Here is a 19,875-nt window from a genome sequence, read left to right on the forward strand (position 1 = left end):
GGATAATCACAGTTGACCGAGAACCGTCCGGTTTAACCGCCGGACGGCTTGCTGCCGGTGAAGAGCACGGCAGTCTGCGGCAGAATAAAGGAGAATTGTTCATGAGCAAACTGTGGCTTATCCCTGCAATCGCCTTATTGGCCCTGCTCTGCGCCTGTTCGCAGCAGCAGTCCGCTCCTTCTGAGCCCAAGGAGGATCCTCTCGGGGAGGACAGCTTTGTATTCATTCAAGGCGGATCCTTTATCAGCACCAAGACCAACTACGCTGGTCATGGCCCCTCTCTCTCTGATTTCTATATCGGCAAGTATGAGGTTACACAGCAAGAATGGATGGAGGTCATGGGCGGCAATCCGTCCTTATTCAAAGGCAGCCGTCTGCCGGTTGAAATGGTAAGCTGGTATGATGCTGTGGAGTATTGCAATAAACGGAGCATTCAAGAGGGCTTTGAACCCTATTATCTTATAGACAAGGAGACCCGGGACCCGGCCAACAAAAGCGTCAACGATCCACTGAAATGGACGGTAAAGCCAAATGCGGGAGCTGACGGTTACCGGCTGCCGACAGAGGCAGAATGGGAATATGCCGCAACCGGCGGCGGTTTAAGCCAAAGCTATACGTACAGCGGCAGCAACACCGCGGATGATGTGGCCTGGTACTGGCGGAATGCCGGCGACCGTTATTTGACAGGGGACTGGCTTTGGCCGGTTATTGAACAAAATAACAATAAAACCAAACCCGGCGGCGGCAAAAAACCGAATGAACTGGGGCTCTACGATATGTCCGGGAATGTACGGGAGTGGTGCTGGGACTGGTACAGCGAAGGAGACGCCGGCGGCGGCACCTACCGGATCGTAAAGGGCGGCGGCTGGATCGGTGATGTAAGCAACAATGCGGTTTCGTTCCGCGGCAAGTTTGAGGCCAGCGGATACGGGCCGGATCAGGGGTTTCGGGTGGTGCATGCGGTCCGTGAGGAACAGCAAATTCCTAAAATTGTAAAAGAACCGCCAAGCATAGGCCTGGCGGTTATCATCTTCACTCTACTTCGGCTCTTCCGATTTACAGTCTCTTCCCTCACCGGAAACGCGGGGCCTTCTCTCTGGTTAAGCCGTTTACTCCGGGTCCGAGGCCTGCCGGGAAGCAGGCAGGGCTGACAGCAGCCGCTTGCGCTTTTCCCGGTCGGGGTCGGTCTGCACATGGATGTCCTGCCCGAAGATCATCGTGGCCCGCTCGCCTTTAACGTAGGCAGGCCAGTCCAAGCCGGCCGTTTCCGGGTTGCTGCGGTGCGCAAAGGCAGTCCAGGCCGCCTGCATCTGTCCAGCCAGCGCAGCCATCTCAGGGCTGACGGACACCCCATACTGATGCAGCAGGTCTATCGTATTAAAGACATAATAAATCTCCGCCCCATGGATAGCCTTGTCCAGCAGCGGATGGCCGGGAATGGTCCAGTCGAATCTGTACATCCAGACAGAAGCATGAGGCAGCTGCCGTTCGGCAAACGCGATGGAGCTGTCCCAGAAGTACAGGTCCGTCATTAACGCGGCCTGCCCTTCCCAGTTCTTGGGATAATGGCTGGCCAGCTCCGCCAGGTTACCGACACCCAGCATCAGCTCCAGTGCCTTCAGCGACTGGTCAAAGCCCGCCCCTTCCCGGTCGCCCCGGAAGAAAAGATGGCCCTCGTGCAGATTCGTTCCGATCATCAGCGGAATCCCGCTGGCTGCGCCGCCGGCCACCGCTTCAGCAGGCTCCACTGGCAGGGTCGCCGGATCAATGAGCGGCTGGAACAGCATGCTGAGCGAATCGCCGGAGAGCTTGTAGGCCATCTTGGCGGCTGCGGTCAGAATGTCTTGCGCAGGTACCGCCTGCAGCAGGTTCACGTCACCGCCAAGCTCGGCCAGGAAGGCCTCAGCAATTTGCGCGCCCAGTTGCGGCTTCAGTGTCTGTGCCGCCCCGCTCTGCATGATTGCGCCGGAGAACAGCCCCTTCGCGGCAGGCATCGCCAGCAGTGCCGCTATGCTCATACTGCCGGCTGACTCACCAAATACTGTCACCCGCTTGGGATCGCCTGCGAAGCCGGCGATATTATCCTGCACCCATTGAAGGGCCGCGATCTGATCAAGAAGCCCGAGATTGGACTCAAAAGGGCCAAACGGGGACAGGTGCAGGAAGCCGAACGGCCCCAGCCGGTAATTGACAGTAACCACAATGACGTTTCCCGCTTCTGCCATACTTGCGCCGTTGAACATCGGCTGGCTGCCCGCTCCCGTCAGGAAGGTGCCGCCGTGAATCCAGACCATTACCGGCAGCAGCTCCTGCCCGCCCGCCGGCGCCCAGACGTTCAGATACAGGCAATCCTCCGAGAAGACCGGCTGTGTCCCGCCGAAACGGATGCTGCTGGAGCTTGGCGGCTGATGTGCAGCCGGCCCGAATTCCACAGCCTCCCTTAAGGTATCCCAGGGCTCCGGCGGCTGGGGAGCACGGAATCGCAGCTCCCCGACAGGCGGTGCAGCAAACGGAATGCCGCGCCAGACGTTCACTCCGCCGCTTTGAGCCCCCTGTACTTTTCCGTATATCGTATCCGCAACGGGTCTTGTCATTTGCTTATCATCCTTTCAGACCTACTCCTTGGCTTCTTCTTTTTCTGCCTCTACACTATATAGTCCCGAACGGAACCGGAACCATTGAAAGATATGGGTAACGATAACCTTGAGCACGGCATATCCCGGAACCGCAAGAATAATGCCGAGTACACCGAACATTTTTCCGGCAAAAATAATGACAAAAATAATCGTAATCGGATGGATCTTCAGCGATTTGCCCATGATCTGCGGTGAGATGAATTTGCCTTCAATAAGCTGGACAGCCGTCCAGACGAATATCATCTTCAGCAGCATAAAAGGCGACGTAACCAGCGCTACAATCAACGCCGGTGTAATTGCGATGGCCGGACCCAGATAAGGGACCACTGCTGTACAGGCAGCCACAATCGCCAGCACCAGCGAATACTCCAGCCCGATAATCAGATAGCCTATGTACAGCAGCGCACCAATACAGCAGCTGACGATGATCTGTCCCCGGATATAAGACGCCACCTGGCTGTTCATTTCCTTCATGACAAGGCGGGTCTGCGGCTGCAGGGCATTCGGGATGAAACGCATCAGATAATCAGGTAGACGTTTGCCGTCACGCAGCAGATAGAACAGGATGAACGGTGTAGTAACCACGGCCAGAACAATCTCCGTCAGCGCACCGACGAAATTGCCGACCCCGTTCACTGCATTATTCAGAAACGAGGTGGCCCATGTGGTCGCCCGGTTTGTCAGATCCCCAAAATCAAGGCTGGTACCTACCCCTACGTTTTCCTGAATCCGCCCGAACAGCTCACTGCCGGTCAGATTAATGAACTCATCTTGAATCTGGGTGCTGTATTTCGGGAAATTATCGATCAGCCCGATCAGTTGGGTGCGGATAATCGGAATTACCGTCAACAGGATAAGCGTGACAATCCCTGCAATAGCCAGGTACAGGATGACAATCCCGTAGGCCCGTTTAATCTTGCTTCTTGTCTCCATGCGGTCTACCAGCGGATTCAGCAGATAATAGGCAATCCCCGACAACAGCAGCGGGGCAGCCACCGTGTGCAGAAGCGCGGACACCGGCTTGAAAATAAACGGAACCTTGGAAAATACAAGAATGTTAATGCCGATCAGCAGAATAACCAATAAAGACACAACAAATCTGTTATTCAGAAAAAATCTTTTAAACCGCTCAGGCCATACGTGCAGCCTCTCCATTAATACACTCCCCCCGGCAACGAACCTTCAACTTATATTGTGATAAAATGCACTGATATAAGCATAGTCAACGCATGGCCTGCAAGTCAAATTTCAAGGGTGAAAATTGTTCTTGTTAATCAGCCCCGGATTCCTGTCCGGGCTGTGCTATGTACGCCATTGATTGCTCTGTTCCGGTTATAGTGCTGGTACTCCGTTACTTTTTCTTCTTGCCCTTGGTGCCTTTGGATGAAGCCGCGATAAGCTGCCCGTCATACGTATAAACGATATTCTCCTCAAGCCGTTCCCCTTCCAGCAGTCTGCGCACAAGGGCCTTGCCCGATTTCGGGGTCATTTCACGGTACCACACGCCGTCCGGGTAGGAAATGACTACACACGCATCGGAGCATCTTCCGTTGCAGCGGGTAACGGTCGTATGGATGATTCCTCCGGCACCCTGTTTATCAATTTCTGCTTCGATTGCTTCGGCTACCTCCTCACCCTTGTTCTTTTTGCAGCTGCTGCCGTTACAGATCAGCAGGTGGTTCACTGTCCCTTGCAGATTCCATGTCGTCACAGGCAATCCCTCCTTATACTACTCCCTTTTACCCTGATCGCAGATTAGATTAAACTGCTCTGAGTACCTTTCTCTAACGATGGGGATAATACCTTTAGTTTCCGCCCCGGCGGAAGCCCGAATCTCAGGAACAGGAGGAATCAGAGGTATGAAAATCATCGGAATCTATATGGTACTCGCCCTGCTGACACTGGGAATGATTGTTAGTGTAGATATGATTGCGGGGACCAGTATGACCCGGTCTCTGCAATCGATTATCTCCGTGTTTGCCACGACAACCTTGCAGGAAGCCTGCTGTATGATTGTGTTCGCAGGCCTCCCCGTCTTTTTTGCCGCTGCAGATCTGTTCAAACCCCGCAAGTCCACCCGCAATTAACCCTAACGGTACCAGCCGAACCTGCGCCGGACCCGGTGCACAACGAACAGCAGAATGGGAATGACGGCGCACAGGAAGGGCAGGATATTCTCCAGAAATACTTTTCCGTCATTCATATGGGCAGGGTAATTCTCCGCACTGACAAACGAGCTATACAGCACCACCGAGCACACGGGAATAACCAGCTTGCGGGGTTCTTTGACATGAAATAAATCCGCTGTAATGGATACAGCCGCATAGCAGTAGATGGACATTTTGAAAAAGACCCCGATGATCAGCGTCAGAATTACAAGCGCATCGAGCCTCTGCAAAAAATTAGCTACATTGACCAGTGTAATTGTCGTGAACATCGGGAAGGTAGTGCGGCTGTAAATATCCGGGCCCAGCACCGACATTTCAATCGCATGTGTAAAACTGAGCAGCAGCGCACTCAGGGTAATGGCACCCGCACCGGTTCTGCCGGCCTTATTCCTCGCTTTGAAATGGGGCAGAACAGCTGTAAAGCACACCAGCTCCCCGTAAGGGAAAATCCAGATATTAGGATATGCCGACTTGTACACCTCAATCCATTCGCCAGGATGCACCGGAAACAGGTTTTTAAACTGGACCAGACCGGCAATAATTACAACGAAATTCGAAATCATTCCCATAATCACAATCAGCCAGAAGTAAATTTCCGAGGTTCTCGAGAATACCTCAATGCCCTGGTACAGGATATACATTACAGCAATGATCATGATGGAGTTGATAATAAAGATCGGTGTCCGGTCATACGAAGAGGAGATCAGCAGATCGCCTGCCTCCCGCAAATTTCTGCCGCCGTTGTAAGTCAGAACCGGCAGGTACAGCAGGCTGAGCGGCCAGCCGATCCATTTTCCGAGAATCTTCCGGGTATACCCGCTAATGACGAGATCCGGGAACTGCCGGTACAGGTAAGTGTAGAGCATGAACAGCAGGATACCGCCCGGAAGCGCCGCCAGGATGGAGATCCATACCGCATGACCGCTCTCCAGGCCAATCGGGACAACTACCGCCGTCCCCAGTTCAAACAGAACGATCATGGCAAACAATTGAAACGGACCAATGACTTCCTTTCGCATATAATGGACCCCCGTTCCTAGACAGACGTTTATTTTTTGGTTGGAATATACGGCTTGAGCCGCATTCCTGTACTGCGGATGAATGCCTCCACCTGAAGATCAAGCTCCCCCTCGGCAAAAACAGAACTCCAGTCCTGCTTCACCTTCTCCCATTGCTCAGGATGGATACGCTTCAGCTCGTTACCAAAATTGAAAATATCCGATTTCATATTCTGTGCAGCCTCGAACGCCAGCCTCACTTCGGCTGCAGTCTTCTCCTCAACACTTTGTTCAAGTGCCTCCATCTCCTCCTCCTTGCTCAGATCCACAAATCCTCCGGTCTCATTAATAATCCCTTCTTCCCGTATACGGACATGGAACACCGGCTTGCCGTCCTTAAGCTCCACTTTTACCCCGGTCTTGGAATAGAAAATATTAACGGCAATATCCTCCTCCGTGTCCGGAGAGTCCACATTGATATTGGTCTCATTGATCTTATCGAGCACCCACTGCGTGCCCCTGGATTCCGGTCCGTTCAGCCAGCCAATCAGTTTCTCTTCCTTAAAAACGCCTAATCCGCTCATCAGCGATCCAACCATAGGATCAGACTGCTCAAGACTACTCTTTTTCTCCCCTTCCACAGCATTTCCGACAATTTGTACCCCGTTAATGGTAAAATCGCTTGCGCCGGTTATCCCGTTGATCACTTCGAACACAGTAACCCTGCGGTTCTCGCCCCATACCCTGGACGTGTTTTGCATTTTCTTCAGCAGACCCATGGATGGCATCGTTTCAAGCGTTGTCAGCAGTTTAAGAACAGAAGCAGCATCCGCATCCTTGGACACCAGCACCGCTGAGTTCAGCCGCAGCTCATGCGACCGTTCGAAAATATCAAAGATACTGGTAACTCCTTTCCTGGCCAGCGATTCCCCGATGATCACCAGCTGGGTATGGGCAAAAAAAAGCTGGCGGGTGGCCCGTCTTGACGCTTTGCGGAGTGCTCCAAAGATCGTGCGGTCCGTTGACGAAACAATGACGATCGGCGGCTGATTACTGGTGGAGCCCATTGTCTGCGAGGATGAAGACGGGTTAATAATCTGGAAGGTCACCCGGTATCCCGGCTTGCCGTCCAGGCTGTCAATGCCGATTCCGCTGACGATGGCCAGCTCATTCAGCTCACGGCTGTTCCAGCAGCCGCTCAGCAACATAGAACAGCCTAGGCAAACAGCGAGCAGCAGTGCAAGCTTACTTTTCATGGCGGCTGTCCTGGCCAAGCTGAGCGGTGGTTCCCGGCACCTTACTGTTCTTGCTGATCAGACGGCGGCGGGTCTTCATGAAATGCAGCGGTGTCCGCAGGAAAATATCCTTCTGATCCCCCGGTGCAAAGGGAGCTACCGGAGACATATAGGGCACACCTATGGAACGGAGGCTGCACAGATGGGCAACCAGGATAAGCCCGATAATGGCAATTCCGTACAGTCCCATATAAGCTGCAACAAAGGTGATCACAAAGCGGAGAATGCGGATGGACAGGGCCATGTTGAAGGCCGGAGTCGCAAAGCTGGAAATTCCCGTAAGGGAGACGACAATGACCATCGCAGGAGAGACGATCCCTGCTTGGACTGCCGCCTGTCCCAGGACAAGACCGCCGATAATCGAGACAGTCTGGCCGATCTGGGAAGGCATCCGGATACCGGCTTCACGGATGATTTCAAAAGTGACCTCCAGCAGCAGGACCTCAATAACGACCGGGAACGGCACCCCTTCCCGCTGCGACGCAAAATTAATCAGCAGCGGTGTCGGTATCATCTCCTGATGAAAGTTAAGCGCAGCAACAAAAATCGCCGGCCCGAACAGGGACACCAGCAGGCATATGAACCGGAGCACCCGGATAACAGAGGTAATATCATAGCGCTGGTAATAGTCCTCAACCGTGTGAAAAAACATAAAAAAAGTAGCCGGAAGAATCAGCACAAACGGAGTACCGTCCACAAAAATGGCAATTCTCCCCTCCAGCAGATTTCCGGCTACACTATCCGGGCGTTCGGTATTGTAAAGTGTAGGGAAAGGCGAGTAATTATTCTCTTCTATCAGCTGCTCAATATATCCGGATTCCAGGATGGAATCGACATGGATGTCAGCAAGCTTTTTGCGGATCTTCTGCAGCGTCTCTTCCTTGGCCAGGCCATGAATATGGGCAATGGACACATCCGTTTTGGTTACCGATCCCATCGTCATCGTCTCAATCCAGAGATTCGGGTTTTTAATCCGTTTACGCACCAGCGCTATGTTCGTCCCCAGCGACTCGGTGAAGCTGTCTTTGGGCCCGCGGATATTGACCTGTGTTGTCGCTTCAGTAACCGACCGGCCTTCGCCGCCGCTTGTGGTTACGCTGATGCCCTTATCCAGCTTGTCAAAAAGAATGATGGTATCTCCGGACAGCAACGCTTCCAGCAAGCTGTTCTGGTCTTCTACCACCTTTTCTTTACCGATGCTCAGCGCTTTTTCCTTGGCAAAAAGAAAGAGGTCCTCGGCAGAAGGAGCCTTCTCCCTAATTTCTGCAAAAGACAGGGCATGAGTGACATATTCATCTACAAGCACTTTATCTACAAGCCCATTTATAAACATAACAGCCACATGGTTCTCATGATCGAGGGTCTCATACTTACGTATATTCAAATCCGGGCTGTTGCCGAGCCTTTCATGGATTTGCTTGAGAGTGTCCTCAAGATCCATTGAAATAGGCGGACCCTCATGCCCGCTGTTCGAGATCTCCCCGGGATTGGATTGTGTTTGTTGTTTAGGCATGTTCAAGCACCTCCCCGCTTACTATTCGCCTGCTAAACTCTTTTTATGCAGCTTATGGAATGAACGGGAGGGTATGGAGACCCTGAAAAGATCAAAAAGCTGCCTGCCCGCAGAATACCTGCAGGCTGACAGCCAGGATGATTCTCTATTCTGTTATTGTCTGCTAGTGGTCATCAATTACGCCCAGCGCTTTATTTTTCTCTTTGAACCGGTCATTATGGGAAGACACATAAGCGTATTTGGGAGCATCCGGATCCATATACAGCTTGGCGCTGTTCAGAGCCAGCACCGCATCCGTAAATGTCCCGGCGATCAGGCGGACTTTACTGTCATAATCAACGAAATCTCCGGCGGCAAAAATACCGGGCAGATTCGTCTCCAGCCTGGGACTGACCTTGGCCCACCATTCACCCATCTCCAGACCCCAGTCGCGAAGCGGGCCGAAGTCGGCTTTTAGCCCGTGGTTCACAATGACCGCATCTACAGCGAACTGCTCGCTCTCGCCGGATTCGACATGGGTGATTGTGACCTGATCAATAGTTTCGCCGCTATTGCTGTGCAGCTGGCTCACTGTATAAGGTGTGCGTACCTTGACCGATGACGCCTTCATGCGGGAGATGTTCTTCTCATGTCCGCCAAACTGGTCTCTTCTATGAACAATTGTGACGCTGGCTGCGATGCTCTCCAGCTCATTCGCCCAGTCCACCGCCGAGTCACCGCCCCCGGAGATCAGCACATGCTTGCCGCGGAACGGCTCCAGCTCCTGCACAGTATAATGGAGATTGGTTACCTCGTAACGGTCAGCTCCCTCAATCTCCAGCTTGGCCATCTGCAGAATGCCGTAGCCGATGGCCAGAATGACTGTCCGTGTCCAGTGCTGCTCGCCTGTAGCCGAGGTCAGTATAAACGTACCATCCTCCTGGCGCACCTGCTTAATAATCTGCTGCCCAAGCACAATAGTCGGTTCGAACGTGCGGGCCTGCTCCTCCAGCCGCTTGATCAGATCACCGCAGAGGGTCGGGGTGACACCGCCTACATCCCAGATCATTTTCTCGGGATAGATCCGCATACGTCCGCCCAGCTCTTCCTTGGCTTCGATCAGCTTCGTCTTGAGATCTCTCATCCCGCTGTAAAAAGCTGTATACATCCCGGCAGGTCCCCCGCCGATTATTGTCACGTCGTATAATTCCAGTTCCTGATCAATCATGTTATCCCCTCCGGTTGAATGGTGGCCGAGCAGCCTATGACTTCGTACGTGCCAGCAGATACAAAAAATAAGGTGCGCCGATGACGGCGACTACGATGCCGGTCGGAATCTCCGACGGCTGCAGGATCCAGCGGCCGATCGTATCGGCCGTAATCACCAGCAGAGCGCCCAGCAAAGCTGAGGCCGGCAGCATCAGCTGATGCTTGGGTCCGACCAGCCGCCGCGCCAGATGCGGCCCGACAAGGCCGACGAAGCCGATTCCGCCGCTGACGGCCACGCTCGCGGCAGCCAGACCCACGGCGGCGGCCAGCAGCTTGAACTGCTCTTTATTGACGTTAGCTCCCAGGCCGACCGCTGTCTGTTCACCCAGGTTGAGCACATTCATTACCCGCGCCTTGTAGATGACGTAAGGTACCAGGATGACAATCCAGGGCAGCAGAGATAATACAAACTTCCAGCTGGTTCCCCAGATGCTGCCCGCCAGCCAGGTCGCGACAAACTGATATTTGTCGGGATCAAGGCGCAGCGTGAGTACAATCATCGCGGCGCTGATCCCGGCAGCAACGGCAACACCGGTCAGCAGCAGACGGATCGGCTTGATGCCTTCATGCCGCTTGTAGGCCAGCGCATAGATCAGGGCGGCAGTCAGGCCGGCCCCGGCAAACGCAATGACCGGGAGAAAATAAACCGGAGCCGCATTGGTCGTCGGATAAAAGGAGACCATCAGCATGACCATCAGCCCGGCCCCGGCATTGATGCCGAGAATACCGGGATCCGCCAGGTCATTGCGGAAGACGCCCTGCATAACCGCACCGGAAACAGCCAGTCCGGCTCCGATCAGCAGCGAGATGACGATACGCGGCAGCCGGAAATCAAACAGAATCAGCTCCTGCTTGTCCGTTCCTTTCCCCAGCATCGTATTCAGCAGCTCCAGAGGCGTTAATCGTATGTATCCCGTGTTCACACTAATTATAAAAGCAATTACAATAAGTACAGCTATCGCTGCCAGAATCGTCAGCCCGCGTCTGCGTCTGGCGGATTCATAGGATAGTACGGTTGTTTTCTGCATGGCTACAGCTCCCTTCTTTCCTTACGGGCCAGATACAGGAAGAAAGGCACGCCGATCAGGGCGATGATGGCACCGAATGGAGTCTCATGCTTGGGTATAATCATTCTTGCCGTCAGATCGGCGAAGATTGCCAGCAGACTGCCGAGCACAGCCGAACAGGGAATAATCCACTTGTAATCCACCCCGACCAGATAACGCGTCAGATGGGGGATAATCAGACCGATGAAGCCCACTGCCCCAACCACTGATACAGATGCTCCAGCCAGAATCAGCACGATTAATGCCCCGGCCAGCTTGACCAGCCCTGTACGCTGTCCAAGCCCTCTGGCGACATCTTCACCGAGACTGAGCATAGAGATGGATCTGGACAGGACGATTGCTCCGATAATCGCTCCGCCGATCCACGGGAACATGATCTTGAGCTGGAACCATTTCGTTCCGGCCACCCCTCCCGCATACCAGAAGGCCAGGTCTTGTCCGATGTTAAAATATAACGCGATCCCTTCACTGAGCGCCGAGAGCAGCGCACTGAAGGCCGCGCCGGCCAGCACCAGCCTGGCTGGAGTCAGCCCGCCCCGGGACAGGGAGCCAATCCCGTAGACAATTCCCGCCCCCATGCCTGCGCCAATAAAGGAATACAGAATCAGATACATAAACGGAAGCTGCGGGAAAAAGGCAAAACATACAGCCAGCGCGAATCCGGCACCGGAGTTAATCCCCATAAGCCCCGAGTCCGCAAGCGGATTACGGGTCATTCCCTGCATGATAGCGCCCGCAACGGCAAAGCTTGCACCGACCATCGCCGCGCCGAGCACCCGGGGCATCCGCAGCTCGCGGATAATCTGATGATCCGTCAGATCCGGATTAAAATGAAATACAGCGGTCCATACCACGGACAGCCTGATATCGGCCGCTCCAAACGACACTGAAACTGCAATGCCGAATACCAGGGCAATCAGACCGCATATCAAAATCAGCGTTGCCGCCCACGGGCGTGAACGAAACTTCACAGGATCCGCAGTCCGGGTCTGCCCTTCGCCGGCAGTTGCCTGATGATTCATGAATCTCTCACCCATTCTTTTGAAATTGATTCTCATTATCACTATAGTATAGTATTGTAAGATAGATTGCCATGGTTTGGCAATGGACAAACCCAAAGGTCCTTCCAAAAAAATCTATTGCCAGCCTTTTCTTCTGCCGCTATGCCTGCGAAAAAGCCCCGTTGTCCTCTGCCGCAGCAGACAATAACGGGGCACTGTAAAGCGCTTACGTTTACACATTTTGCAAGGCACCGCCGAATATTTTGCGGATCATCCCCTGCAGTTTGCCGATATGCGGGACAAACGGGCTTTTATCATACACATAATTGGACTGGGTTACCAGCTGCGAATAGACCAGAAACAACTGCGCTGCCAGCTGCCTGTCAATCTGCTGCTCCTGCCTGATTACGAGCTCTATTTCCTCAAGCGCGGCATACAGCCTGGCAAAGGCGGACTCATTGATCATTTTCCGGCGCAGCGGCTCCATGATATCGGTTACAAGTGCATCGACGGACTTCATAAGCGCCTGAATCTTCTCATCCATACGCAAGCCTCCTGCTGCAGTAGAGTAGATGATGACTTCTACCATTCTATGTACGCTGTAGGCCGGGCAGACCTTCTGCCTGCCCCTGCTCCGTCTGCCATGAACTGTCCGTTACCGTGTATATTCTTCGTACTCCTCCCTGTCGCTGCGTCTGCTGCCTGTGTGTCCGTAATACATATATTCGTCATTCTTCAATTTATAAATGGCCCCCATGCCGCCAAACACAAACAGCAGCAGGATCATAAGCCTGAAGGCATAAGTAAATGCACCGATATAAAAACAGACCCCGATGGAAACGATGAGCAGAACCAGCAGCCCGAGCCCGATGCGGGAAAGTACTTTTTTCATCAACTAGACCTCCGTTTATTGGTTACAAGCTTATTTAATAATGAACCGCACGAGCCTGCGGCAGTTTTTCTTTGCCAGAAGTAGAAAGCACCATAAGATAACCGCTCAACAGAGTAAGTACAGCCGAATACAAATCTTCTATTTTTGCCATTACCAGCAGCTGAAGATAAGCTTCAAGGCTAAGGAAATAGGCACCATAGCTTAGAATATCAAGAAATCCCGTTGCGAATAAATACACTCCGTAAAGCCTGTAGCAGATTTTGAGCACACTGAAATATGTAATATTGCCCGTTGCCTGGTTGTCCATGTTCATCTCCTTGTCCTCTCAAGCCGCACACTGTAGCTCTTATACCCTTCCTCACCAATTTCCAGGCAGTTCATCTGCTCGCCATAAGCGCAGCCGCCGTCTATACCGATTTTGTCGCCGTGCGGGCTGAACCAGATGCCGGGTTCTTCCTGGAACTCGGAGGTTGGGGTGTGGCCGAATACAACGGTTTTGTCTGTACTCGTTACCGGATGATTATAGAACGGCTCCCTGATCCAGATAAAATCATCATCCTTCTGCGTTCTCCAGTCCGCCAGCGCCGGATCGATCCCCGCATGCACGAACAGATGGTCCTCAGTCTCATGATACAGCGGCAGCGAGCCCAAAAAATCCAGATGATGCTTGTACGCCTTCCTGATCCAGTGCTTGATCCGGATATACTCCGCCCAGCCCAGATCCTGCTGCACAAAATCCGCATCCGCCCCTACGTAGCTGGCGAGCGTATAAAACCCGCCGTTGTTCAGCCAGTGCAGATCGAGCTTGTCCTCATCATCGCTGAGCAGCGCGTCACAGGCCATTTTGTCGTGGTTACCCTTCAGGACAACCGCCCCAAATTCCGTATGGAGGGACATCACCTGATCCACTATGGCCTTGCTGTTCGGCCCCCGGTCCACATAATCGCCGATAAGCGCCAGCTTGTCCCGCTCCGGGACATAGCCCGCTTTTCGCAAAAGCGCGTTAAATTCCCGGTAGCAGCCATGAATATCGCTGATCACTAAGGTTCTGATGATCTTCCACTCCTTCCCAGTCATTATCAGAACCTTATTATAGCATCAAAAGCTACATGCGCATGGGTCTTTGCGCCAGACTGTCCCACCGCCAAGGTACCGAATGGCCATGCAGATGCATTCCGCCGTACCACACATCAATCCCCTGTGCAGCCACCCGGTCCTCTATACCGTCCAGCACCTGTTCGCCCAGCGCTGTAGCTGTTACTTTGCGGTTCAGAAAATCAGGCACCTGCCGGAAATCCCAGTTGTCTGCAGCCTCCGCACCATCAATTTGGATTAGCGGGTTCGCTCCTTGTACCATCCCCCGCAGATAGAGCCAGTATTCCAGATCGCCCATCCCGAGCACATGCAGCTCATCCGTCACCTGCCGGAACAGCTTCATTGGAGTGTCAGCTCCGCCGCGCACCTTGAGCAAGGTTGTCTGCTCCACTATGCCCAGTCCGTTCTCCACAGAGGGCAGACGCGACAGATGGGCCTGAAATGCAGTATAGGCAAAAGGAAGAGCAGATGCCTGCAGCTCTGCTTTTCTCAGCTCGAGCAGATCGGCCATCGGCTCAGGGGAAGAGGCGGTATAGGCCTGCCACAGCTCGCTGCCCAGCTCCAGTTCCTTAGACCCGATGCTCCGCCATGTTCCGTTAAGCGTACTGAGCTGCTCCGGTGTCAGCTGGCCCAGCCCGTGAAACAGCTCTATTCCGGGAAATTCCCCGATGCAGAGCAGGCTGAGTCTGGTGCGGCCTAGTCTCTGGCCCTTGAACCAGTGCAGCAGATAGGCCAGCATACTCTGGTCGAACAGGTCATGCTCAAACCAGAGCACCACTTCCTCATAGCGGCTGTAACCGCGCAGCTGCTCCTCCTGCTCAGCACAGCCGGCTGTATATTCCGATGACGGAATGCCCATCGACTGTTCGAGTATTTTGGCGCGGAAAGCCCGCTCCTGTTCACCTGCAGGATTTACAAAATTCGGTCCTGCCGAATACACCTCTCTCCAGACCAGCACATCCCCCTGCACGATGCCCTGCTTCAGCATATTCCCCACACTATCACCGTTCACAATATGCAGCATGTTCCTGCCTCCTTCATATAAACTGTTGAACACCGAAGCCAGGTCGATGACAGGAAGTGCTCCGCGGAGCTTGCGCCGCGCATCGAAGAGCCGCTTTTTGAGTGCGGACAGCGGAATGTCCAGATAAGCGGAGATTTCCTGCAGGGAGTAGCCGTAGAAATAGAACAGCTGCAGCGGCACCCGCAGCCGGTCGCTCAGCTCCGCCACCGATTGCTGCAGAATGCGTGCGCCCTCTTTTTGCTCGGCAAGCTCAGCTACTGTCTGTGACCCATCCGTCAGACGGGATGCCTCTTCCAGTGGAAGACTGGCATGCCGTTTACGCCGCAGCGCCCGCTGGCACTGTCTGACGACAATCGTCTTGAACCATCCCGGAAAAGCAGCCGGTTGTTCAAGCCTGCCGATATACGTATAGGCTTCCAGAAACGCCTCCTGCACGGCATCCTCCGCCAGATGCACATCTCTCAGCCTGTCATACGCCACCGCAAACGCCATCCCGCGAAAATGCGCCACCAGCCGCCCGAACGCTTCCGTATCCCCTTGCTGTGCTTCCTCAATCCACCGCGATTCCATGCCTGCCGGACCTCTTTTCACATGTTCTTATCTATAAGTGCCGTTTAGGGGCTAAAAGGTTACCTTGTGTTGAATAAATGTAGCATATGGAATGGGATGGGTAAAAGGGCGTGGGAGTGGACTCGGAGGCGGCGTCAACCGGGGTAAGGTTTTGAGGCGTGTGGAGTGGAGGTAGTGTTAATCTTCCTGCATCTGAAAGCATCTGCTTCTTTGCGAAATGTTTTTCCGGAAAAGAGGGTCTCTAACCTGGCTACATGCTCCGGATCAATCCGGTCAGCCTTCAAACAGCCAATAACGATGCTCTCCAGTGCCAAAAAATTATCCTGCCGGTAGCTGGCAGAAAGCTCTTCAAGCAGTTGTTCGCTCAGGTATGAAGATTTCCGACATTCGTCGTTGACTCTATCATTGATGTACTTCCATGTCATATGTTCCTTAGCGGAGGGATGAATCTCCAGTGCGGGCAGCAGGTTATAGAATTGAACTGTTTGCTTTTTGCTTAGGTGGCCGTGCAAATCTGCTTGTTCCCCTATTTCTAGTATAGAAATGAGTCTGTTAAGTTGGTTTGTCAGTTGGTCTTCTTTTATAGAATGATCCTCTAAAGCATGCTCAATTTGTGTTAGAATCGTTTCGTTCATTCGCGCCTCCCTTACTTCTCCTCTTCAAAAATCTCCCTAACCTGCCGCTCCAGCTCTGATTCCTCTTCCCCTAAATCTTTAGCTGTGACCATGTACACATTATTATGTACGATCTCCACAACCTCTGCGTCAAAATAAGCTTCTTCAAACCTTTCAAGCAAAGCCTCCTGCTCATCGGCCAAATCCTGTGCATTCTCAAACTCGTACACATGCAGGGTCTGGTAGGTAAGAGGAAAAATAAAGGTTACTTGTGCGTTCGCAGTTTGGCTGATGATTGTGGCGGGGTTCGCAGCACTTGCTTCTTTAAAAACCATTTTATTATCATCCAGCAGCTTGTTGACATCGCTCAGTCTCATACGCACATCTTCGGTCGGTTGTGGATTGGATTGACAGGCAGTTAGCAAGAAAAGAGTCAGAACAATCGCGCTGAAGGTGTTGAATGCTTTTTTCACAGTGGTATTTCTTCCTCCCTCTCTACTAGATCTGGTCCTTCAAAATATAGTGTATGCCAGTATCAAACACCGATTAATGGAGATATATCAATTGAATAGGTCAGCAGAAGCTGATAAAACAAAGCAAAAATGAACAAAAGCAGCATTGAGATAAATATGTATTTTAAGATAAGGAGCTTAACAGCATATAGAGGCATTTTTTTAACAGAGATATTATATAAGCTGTTTCCTGCAATCATCATAAAGCATAACGGGATCAGTTTAACCGGAAGCAGGTAATACCATTGAGGAACGCCTGTGACCCATATAGATATGCAAAATCCGCATAAATACACCGGAACGTAATATTTAAGTCTCTCCTTAATTCCCTCCACCTCCGACATTCTTAACTATGTGTAAACTGTACCTCATGATATTACCGCTCCACATCGAAATAAAGAACATTCTGCTTCTGGTCAAAATAAAAATGGCCCGTGTAGCTGGAACTCTTAATATAGGCATCAAAATCATCGCTGCTGCTCCAATGCTGAAGCCTGCCTTTAAAATCATATTGAAGTTCAGGAATGATCAGCTCGTTCTCCCAGGCATAGTCCTGTTTAAGCGCTGCAGCGGCAGCTTGGCTCAAAAACACATAGCCCCGCAACACATAATTAGTCGGCCCAAAATCACCGCCGATGGTGCTACCGCTCCAATAGACTTTTTCAATGCCTGTCAGATTGGGGAAACGATCGCTGATCGGTTTAATATCGGTCCGATAGCTAATCTCGGCTTGACCTGAGGAATACCCGGAGTACAGTGAAATACCGATAAGCAGAACCAGTATGACACTTAATGAGAGCAGCTTTTGCATCGTGTGAACTTTTATATTCACTTTCTCTGCCTCCTTTTATTGCTTAGCTTGCCTTGAAGCCCAATACAATTTCCCCGTCATGGAAAAATTCAATAACAAATGAAAAGTCAGGGCAGATGACCCATGTATCGCTTCCGACTGCCAGGATATCATCCAAATACTTTTCTACTTGTCTAAGATTTACTTGAATACTCGGAGATTCTGTATAGTTCCAAAGTACATTTACTTTCAATTCATGAGCACTCTCTATCTTTGAGCTTAGTATTTGTATAGCTTCTTTAATGGAGTCTACAGGATAATGTTCATTAACAAGTTTCCGGTCAATTCTCCCCCACTGTGTAACTGGGTACACCCCCACCAAGCGCTGAAGTAATGACTCTGTCTGACTATCCGTTTCAATAACAACGTTTCCAGCCAATACCTCTATAAGCTCTTCGAATAAAGTCATTGCATTGCCTCCAGCATTTTCATCGTATAAATTGGAATGTCACAAGTTGAAATAGGCTGTAATTCGGGATCATCTAAATGCAATTCATGATCTGTCAGGAAAAAATCATATTTTTTCACATTAGAAATCCTGCTCGCCTTGCCCTCTTCCAAAAGCATTTGCCTATAGACCACGCCTTCGTCATCTGCTTCGAAATACCATTTTTGCCCGTCTGAATACAGCAGCAAGTAGATCATGCCAGCCCCGCCTCAACGTCTATTTCAAGTAACTCTCCAAACATCTGCTCAAAAAGTTCTCTACGCTCTTCTAATTTAAGTGCCCCTGGATCAAAGTTGACCCGCACCACCGCTTCTTCACAGTCCAAAGCTTCAACAGCTTCTTCGTCCAGAGAAATTTCGATTGAGTCAGGTTTTAGCAGCACCTTTTCGATTCCGCCGTATTGCGACTGGGATTCATCGTTGTAAGTAATATGGATTTTATCAAAGCCCAGCGCCAGGTCCTGTTCATCGGGATGCAATGTTTTTTGGAGGAGAATATACTCTTGCGGCTCATATTGGTCGTCAGCGAAGCCTATCATTAGAACATCATTCTCATCATCAGCCTGTGCATATATAAAACTTGCAGTAAATGTGCTCATCCTCTCCGCCTCCGTGGTTCCTAATTTATTCAAATAAAAGATTCATTGTAAATAATTTCAACATCCATACAGGGTAACCCTTCTCTTGTACGGATTTGTAGTCAGAATATGGTGAATCAACGTAGAAGTAGACGAAAAAAGAGCAGCGTTCCTCCAATTAAGGAAAACACTGCTCTGTTGTAACAATATTTAATTAATTCCTTCGCTCTGCTTCCAGCCTCTCTCTGATAAAGTCAGCACATTCTTACCAGCTCGTGCAGATGCTCTGGCGCATTAGAGGTTCTTTTTATAAATAGCACCTTGCTGCAACGGGTTAAATCCCTCAGGCCAAATAGTCGATTCATCGAAAAAAGCCTCTAGCAGTTTCGCACGATCTAACCCGCCACATCTGAGTACAGCGCCAAACAGCACCGCTCCCTGAAAATCAGCATCTCTGACATTTGCGCCAGTTAAATCTGCTTTTATCAAAGATGCATTCTTAAAGACAGCGTAGAGGCATGTTGCATTTATTAAGTTGGCACCATCCAAAACCGTATTGCTCATTTCACACATAATCAGTGAGGCCCCGGTAAGATCCGCTTGTGAAAGATTGGCGCCGCCTAGATCAGCATTTCTTAAAATAGCTTTACGGAAACTCGCTCTCATCAAATCGCAATTGTTCAAAATTGCCCTGTGTAAATCATAGCCATCTAAATTTGCTTCAACAAGTGAATCTGCATTCACGATAATTGGATTTTCGTCTGCTAATGTATGTATCTTTACTATATCTGCCTCCTCCTTTAACTCATTCTGCCGAGCTCATCTACAATAGTCTCTCGCACTGACTCAGGAGTTTTATTTTCCAGTGTTATAAGCCGCAAAAGCACACTCATTGTCTGCCGGAAGCTAATCGGACTTAAGCCGACTTCACCGTGGGCGCCCGTATGAATCACAATTGTTCCTGATGGCAGCAGGAAAGCAGGATCTTTAGATAACGTATGGATTTCATCAAGCATTGCAACAATATATTCTTTCGGAATCCCGCATCTGACGACCTCTGGCTGTAAAGCAATTACATGTTCAATGATCTCATCATCGTTGCTGCCGATCCCGGCTTGAACCACCAGTTCGCCAGAATCTGACGGAAAATATGTAATCCCGATACAGGCGTAATTGCTAACCATCCGGGCAGCCAGTACAAGCTCTACTGTGAGATTGCATTGCTTTTTACATGCACAGTTTATCAAAGGAAAGGCACGCTCGACTCTCTCCCTCGCTGGGTAGGCCTCAAACGGAGGTTCATTCAGCCAAACTCGGGCACGTCGATAACTGCCAAGGTCTTTGAAGTTCATCAGCATATTGGTTCC

23 protein-coding genes and 1 pseudogene are annotated in these 19,875 nt (G+C 51.4%); 2 read left to right on the forward strand and 22 right to left on the reverse strand.

All coding sequences use genetic code 11. The features are described 5' to 3' along the window. Positions 1 to 101: 101 nt before the first annotated feature. Positions 102 to 953, forward strand: a pseudogene (locus AWJ19_RS33520) (SUMF1/EgtB/PvdO family nonheme iron enzyme); the annotation flags it as partial. 156 nt (positions 954 to 1,109) lie between these two features. Here the strand turns inward: AWJ19_RS33520 and AWJ19_RS33525 are convergent. From AWJ19_RS33525 to AWJ19_RS33535, 3 genes are all read right to left on the reverse strand, one after another. Beyond that, positions 1,110 to 2,594: a carboxylesterase/lipase family protein gene (locus tag AWJ19_RS33525; RefSeq protein ID WP_068730061.1), complete on the reverse strand. Its 1,485-nt coding sequence runs from the start codon at positions 2,592 to 2,594 to the stop codon at positions 1,110 to 1,112. A 21-nt stretch (positions 2,595 to 2,615) separates the two neighbouring features. Next, the gene (locus AWJ19_RS33530; RefSeq protein WP_068730063.1) at positions 2,616 to 3,791 is read right to left on the reverse strand and encodes an AI-2E family transporter; all 1,176 of its coding nucleotides are present in this window, start codon (positions 3,789 to 3,791) and stop codon (positions 2,616 to 2,618) included. A gap of 196 nt (positions 3,792 to 3,987) precedes the next feature. After that, positions 3,988 to 4,347 (reverse strand): cobalamin biosynthesis protein CobW, encoded by a 360-nt coding sequence (locus AWJ19_RS33535; protein WP_068730065.1) that lies wholly within the window; start codon positions 4,345 to 4,347, stop codon positions 3,988 to 3,990. Positions 4,348 to 4,495: 148 nt separating this feature from the next. Between AWJ19_RS33535 and AWJ19_RS33540 the strand changes: the two genes are divergently transcribed. Next, positions 4,496 to 4,723 (forward strand): hypothetical protein, encoded by a 228-nt coding sequence (locus AWJ19_RS33540; protein WP_068730068.1) that lies wholly within the window; start codon positions 4,496 to 4,498, stop codon positions 4,721 to 4,723. A 2-nt stretch (positions 4,724 to 4,725) separates the two neighbouring features. On the opposite strand, the gene AWJ19_RS33545 is transcribed toward AWJ19_RS33540, so the two are convergent. The 19 genes from AWJ19_RS33545 to AWJ19_RS33640 all read right to left on the reverse strand — a co-directional run bounded on the left by AWJ19_RS33545 (position 4,726) and on the right by AWJ19_RS33640 (position 19,866). Further along, entirely contained in the window at positions 4,726 to 5,823 is a 1,098-nt protein-coding gene (locus AWJ19_RS33545; protein ID WP_068730070.1) for a GerAB/ArcD/ProY family transporter, read from the reverse strand. 29 nt (positions 5,824 to 5,852) lie between these two features. Then, on the reverse strand, positions 5,853 to 7,058 hold the full coding sequence (locus AWJ19_RS33550; RefSeq protein ID WP_068730072.1) for a Ger(x)C family spore germination protein: 1,206 nt from the start codon (positions 7,056 to 7,058) through the stop codon (positions 5,853 to 5,855). Next, entirely contained in the window at positions 7,048 to 8,610 is a 1,563-nt protein-coding gene (locus AWJ19_RS33555) for a spore germination protein (protein WP_068730074.1), read from the reverse strand. The genes AWJ19_RS33550 and AWJ19_RS33555 overlap by 11 nt, the downstream gene beginning before the upstream one ends. Before the next feature lie 163 nt (positions 8,611 to 8,773). Then, positions 8,774 to 9,814 carry an NAD(P)/FAD-dependent oxidoreductase gene (locus AWJ19_RS33560; protein ID WP_068730157.1) on the reverse strand — a complete coding sequence of 347 codons (1,041 nt, stop codon included), beginning with the start codon at positions 9,812 to 9,814 and terminating at the stop codon, positions 8,774 to 8,776. Positions 9,815 to 9,851: 37 nt separating this feature from the next. Further along, complete coding sequence (locus AWJ19_RS33565) at positions 9,852 to 10,886, reverse strand: iron ABC transporter permease (protein ID WP_068730076.1); 1,035 nt, start codon at positions 10,884 to 10,886, stop codon at positions 9,852 to 9,854. 2 nt (positions 10,887 to 10,888) lie between these two features. Further along, positions 10,889 to 11,947, reverse strand: coding sequence for an iron ABC transporter permease (locus tag AWJ19_RS33570; protein ID WP_068730078.1), 1,059 nt, complete (start codon positions 11,945 to 11,947; stop codon positions 10,889 to 10,891). A gap of 211 nt (positions 11,948 to 12,158) precedes the next feature. Continuing rightward, complete coding sequence (locus AWJ19_RS33575; protein ID WP_068730080.1) at positions 12,159 to 12,470, reverse strand: hypothetical protein; 312 nt, start codon at positions 12,468 to 12,470, stop codon at positions 12,159 to 12,161. 111 nt (positions 12,471 to 12,581) lie between these two features. Beyond that, positions 12,582 to 12,818, reverse strand: a complete 237-nt coding sequence (locus AWJ19_RS33580; RefSeq protein ID WP_068730082.1) for a hypothetical protein — start codon at positions 12,816 to 12,818, stop codon at positions 12,582 to 12,584. A gap of 34 nt (positions 12,819 to 12,852) precedes the next feature. Then, positions 12,853 to 13,125: a hypothetical protein gene (locus AWJ19_RS33585; RefSeq protein ID WP_068730084.1), complete on the reverse strand. Its 273-nt coding sequence runs from the start codon at positions 13,123 to 13,125 to the stop codon at positions 12,853 to 12,855. 2 nt (positions 13,126 to 13,127) lie between these two features. Then, positions 13,128 to 13,895: a metallophosphoesterase family protein gene (locus AWJ19_RS33590; RefSeq protein ID WP_068730086.1), complete on the reverse strand. Its 768-nt coding sequence runs from the start codon at positions 13,893 to 13,895 to the stop codon at positions 13,128 to 13,130. A gap of 28 nt (positions 13,896 to 13,923) precedes the next feature. Next, on the reverse strand, positions 13,924 to 15,507 hold the full coding sequence (locus AWJ19_RS33595; RefSeq protein WP_068730088.1) for a sigma-70 family RNA polymerase sigma factor: 1,584 nt from the start codon (positions 15,505 to 15,507) through the stop codon (positions 13,924 to 13,926). 134 nt (positions 15,508 to 15,641) lie between these two features. Continuing rightward, entirely contained in the window at positions 15,642 to 16,142 is a 501-nt protein-coding gene (locus AWJ19_RS33600; RefSeq protein ID WP_068730090.1) for a hypothetical protein, read from the reverse strand. A gap of 11 nt (positions 16,143 to 16,153) precedes the next feature. Beyond that, on the reverse strand, positions 16,154 to 16,594 hold the full coding sequence (locus AWJ19_RS33605) for a hypothetical protein (RefSeq protein ID WP_068730095.1): 441 nt from the start codon (positions 16,592 to 16,594) through the stop codon (positions 16,154 to 16,156). A gap of 415 nt (positions 16,595 to 17,009) precedes the next feature. Continuing rightward, entirely contained in the window at positions 17,010 to 17,465 is a 456-nt protein-coding gene (locus AWJ19_RS33615) for a hypothetical protein (RefSeq protein WP_068730099.1), read from the reverse strand. A gap of 22 nt (positions 17,466 to 17,487) precedes the next feature. Then, on the reverse strand, positions 17,488 to 17,892 hold the full coding sequence (locus tag AWJ19_RS33620) for a hypothetical protein (protein WP_068730101.1): 405 nt from the start codon (positions 17,890 to 17,892) through the stop codon (positions 17,488 to 17,490). Next, entirely contained in the window at positions 17,889 to 18,128 is a 240-nt protein-coding gene (locus AWJ19_RS33625) for a hypothetical protein (protein ID WP_068730103.1), read from the reverse strand. Before AWJ19_RS33625 ends, AWJ19_RS33620 begins: the two co-directional genes overlap by 4 nt. Continuing rightward, on the reverse strand, positions 18,125 to 18,529 hold the full coding sequence (locus AWJ19_RS33630; RefSeq protein ID WP_068730105.1) for an Imm10 family immunity protein: 405 nt from the start codon (positions 18,527 to 18,529) through the stop codon (positions 18,125 to 18,127). The genes AWJ19_RS33625 and AWJ19_RS33630 overlap by 4 nt, the downstream gene beginning before the upstream one ends. Positions 18,530 to 18,802: 273 nt before the next feature. Continuing rightward, complete coding sequence (locus AWJ19_RS33635; protein WP_068730107.1) at positions 18,803 to 19,252, reverse strand: pentapeptide repeat-containing protein; 450 nt, start codon at positions 19,250 to 19,252, stop codon at positions 18,803 to 18,805. A 56-nt stretch (positions 19,253 to 19,308) separates the two neighbouring features. After that, a complete protein-coding gene (locus tag AWJ19_RS33640; protein WP_068730109.1) occupies positions 19,309 to 19,866 on the reverse strand; it encodes a hypothetical protein in 558 nt (185 codons plus the stop codon). Positions 19,867 to 19,875 lie beyond the last annotated feature (9 nt).

Origin of the sequence: Paenibacillus sp. DMB5 (genome assembly GCF_001517085.1) — a bacterium.
GTDB lineage: Bacteria > Bacillota > Bacilli > Paenibacillales > Paenibacillaceae > Paenibacillus_AQ.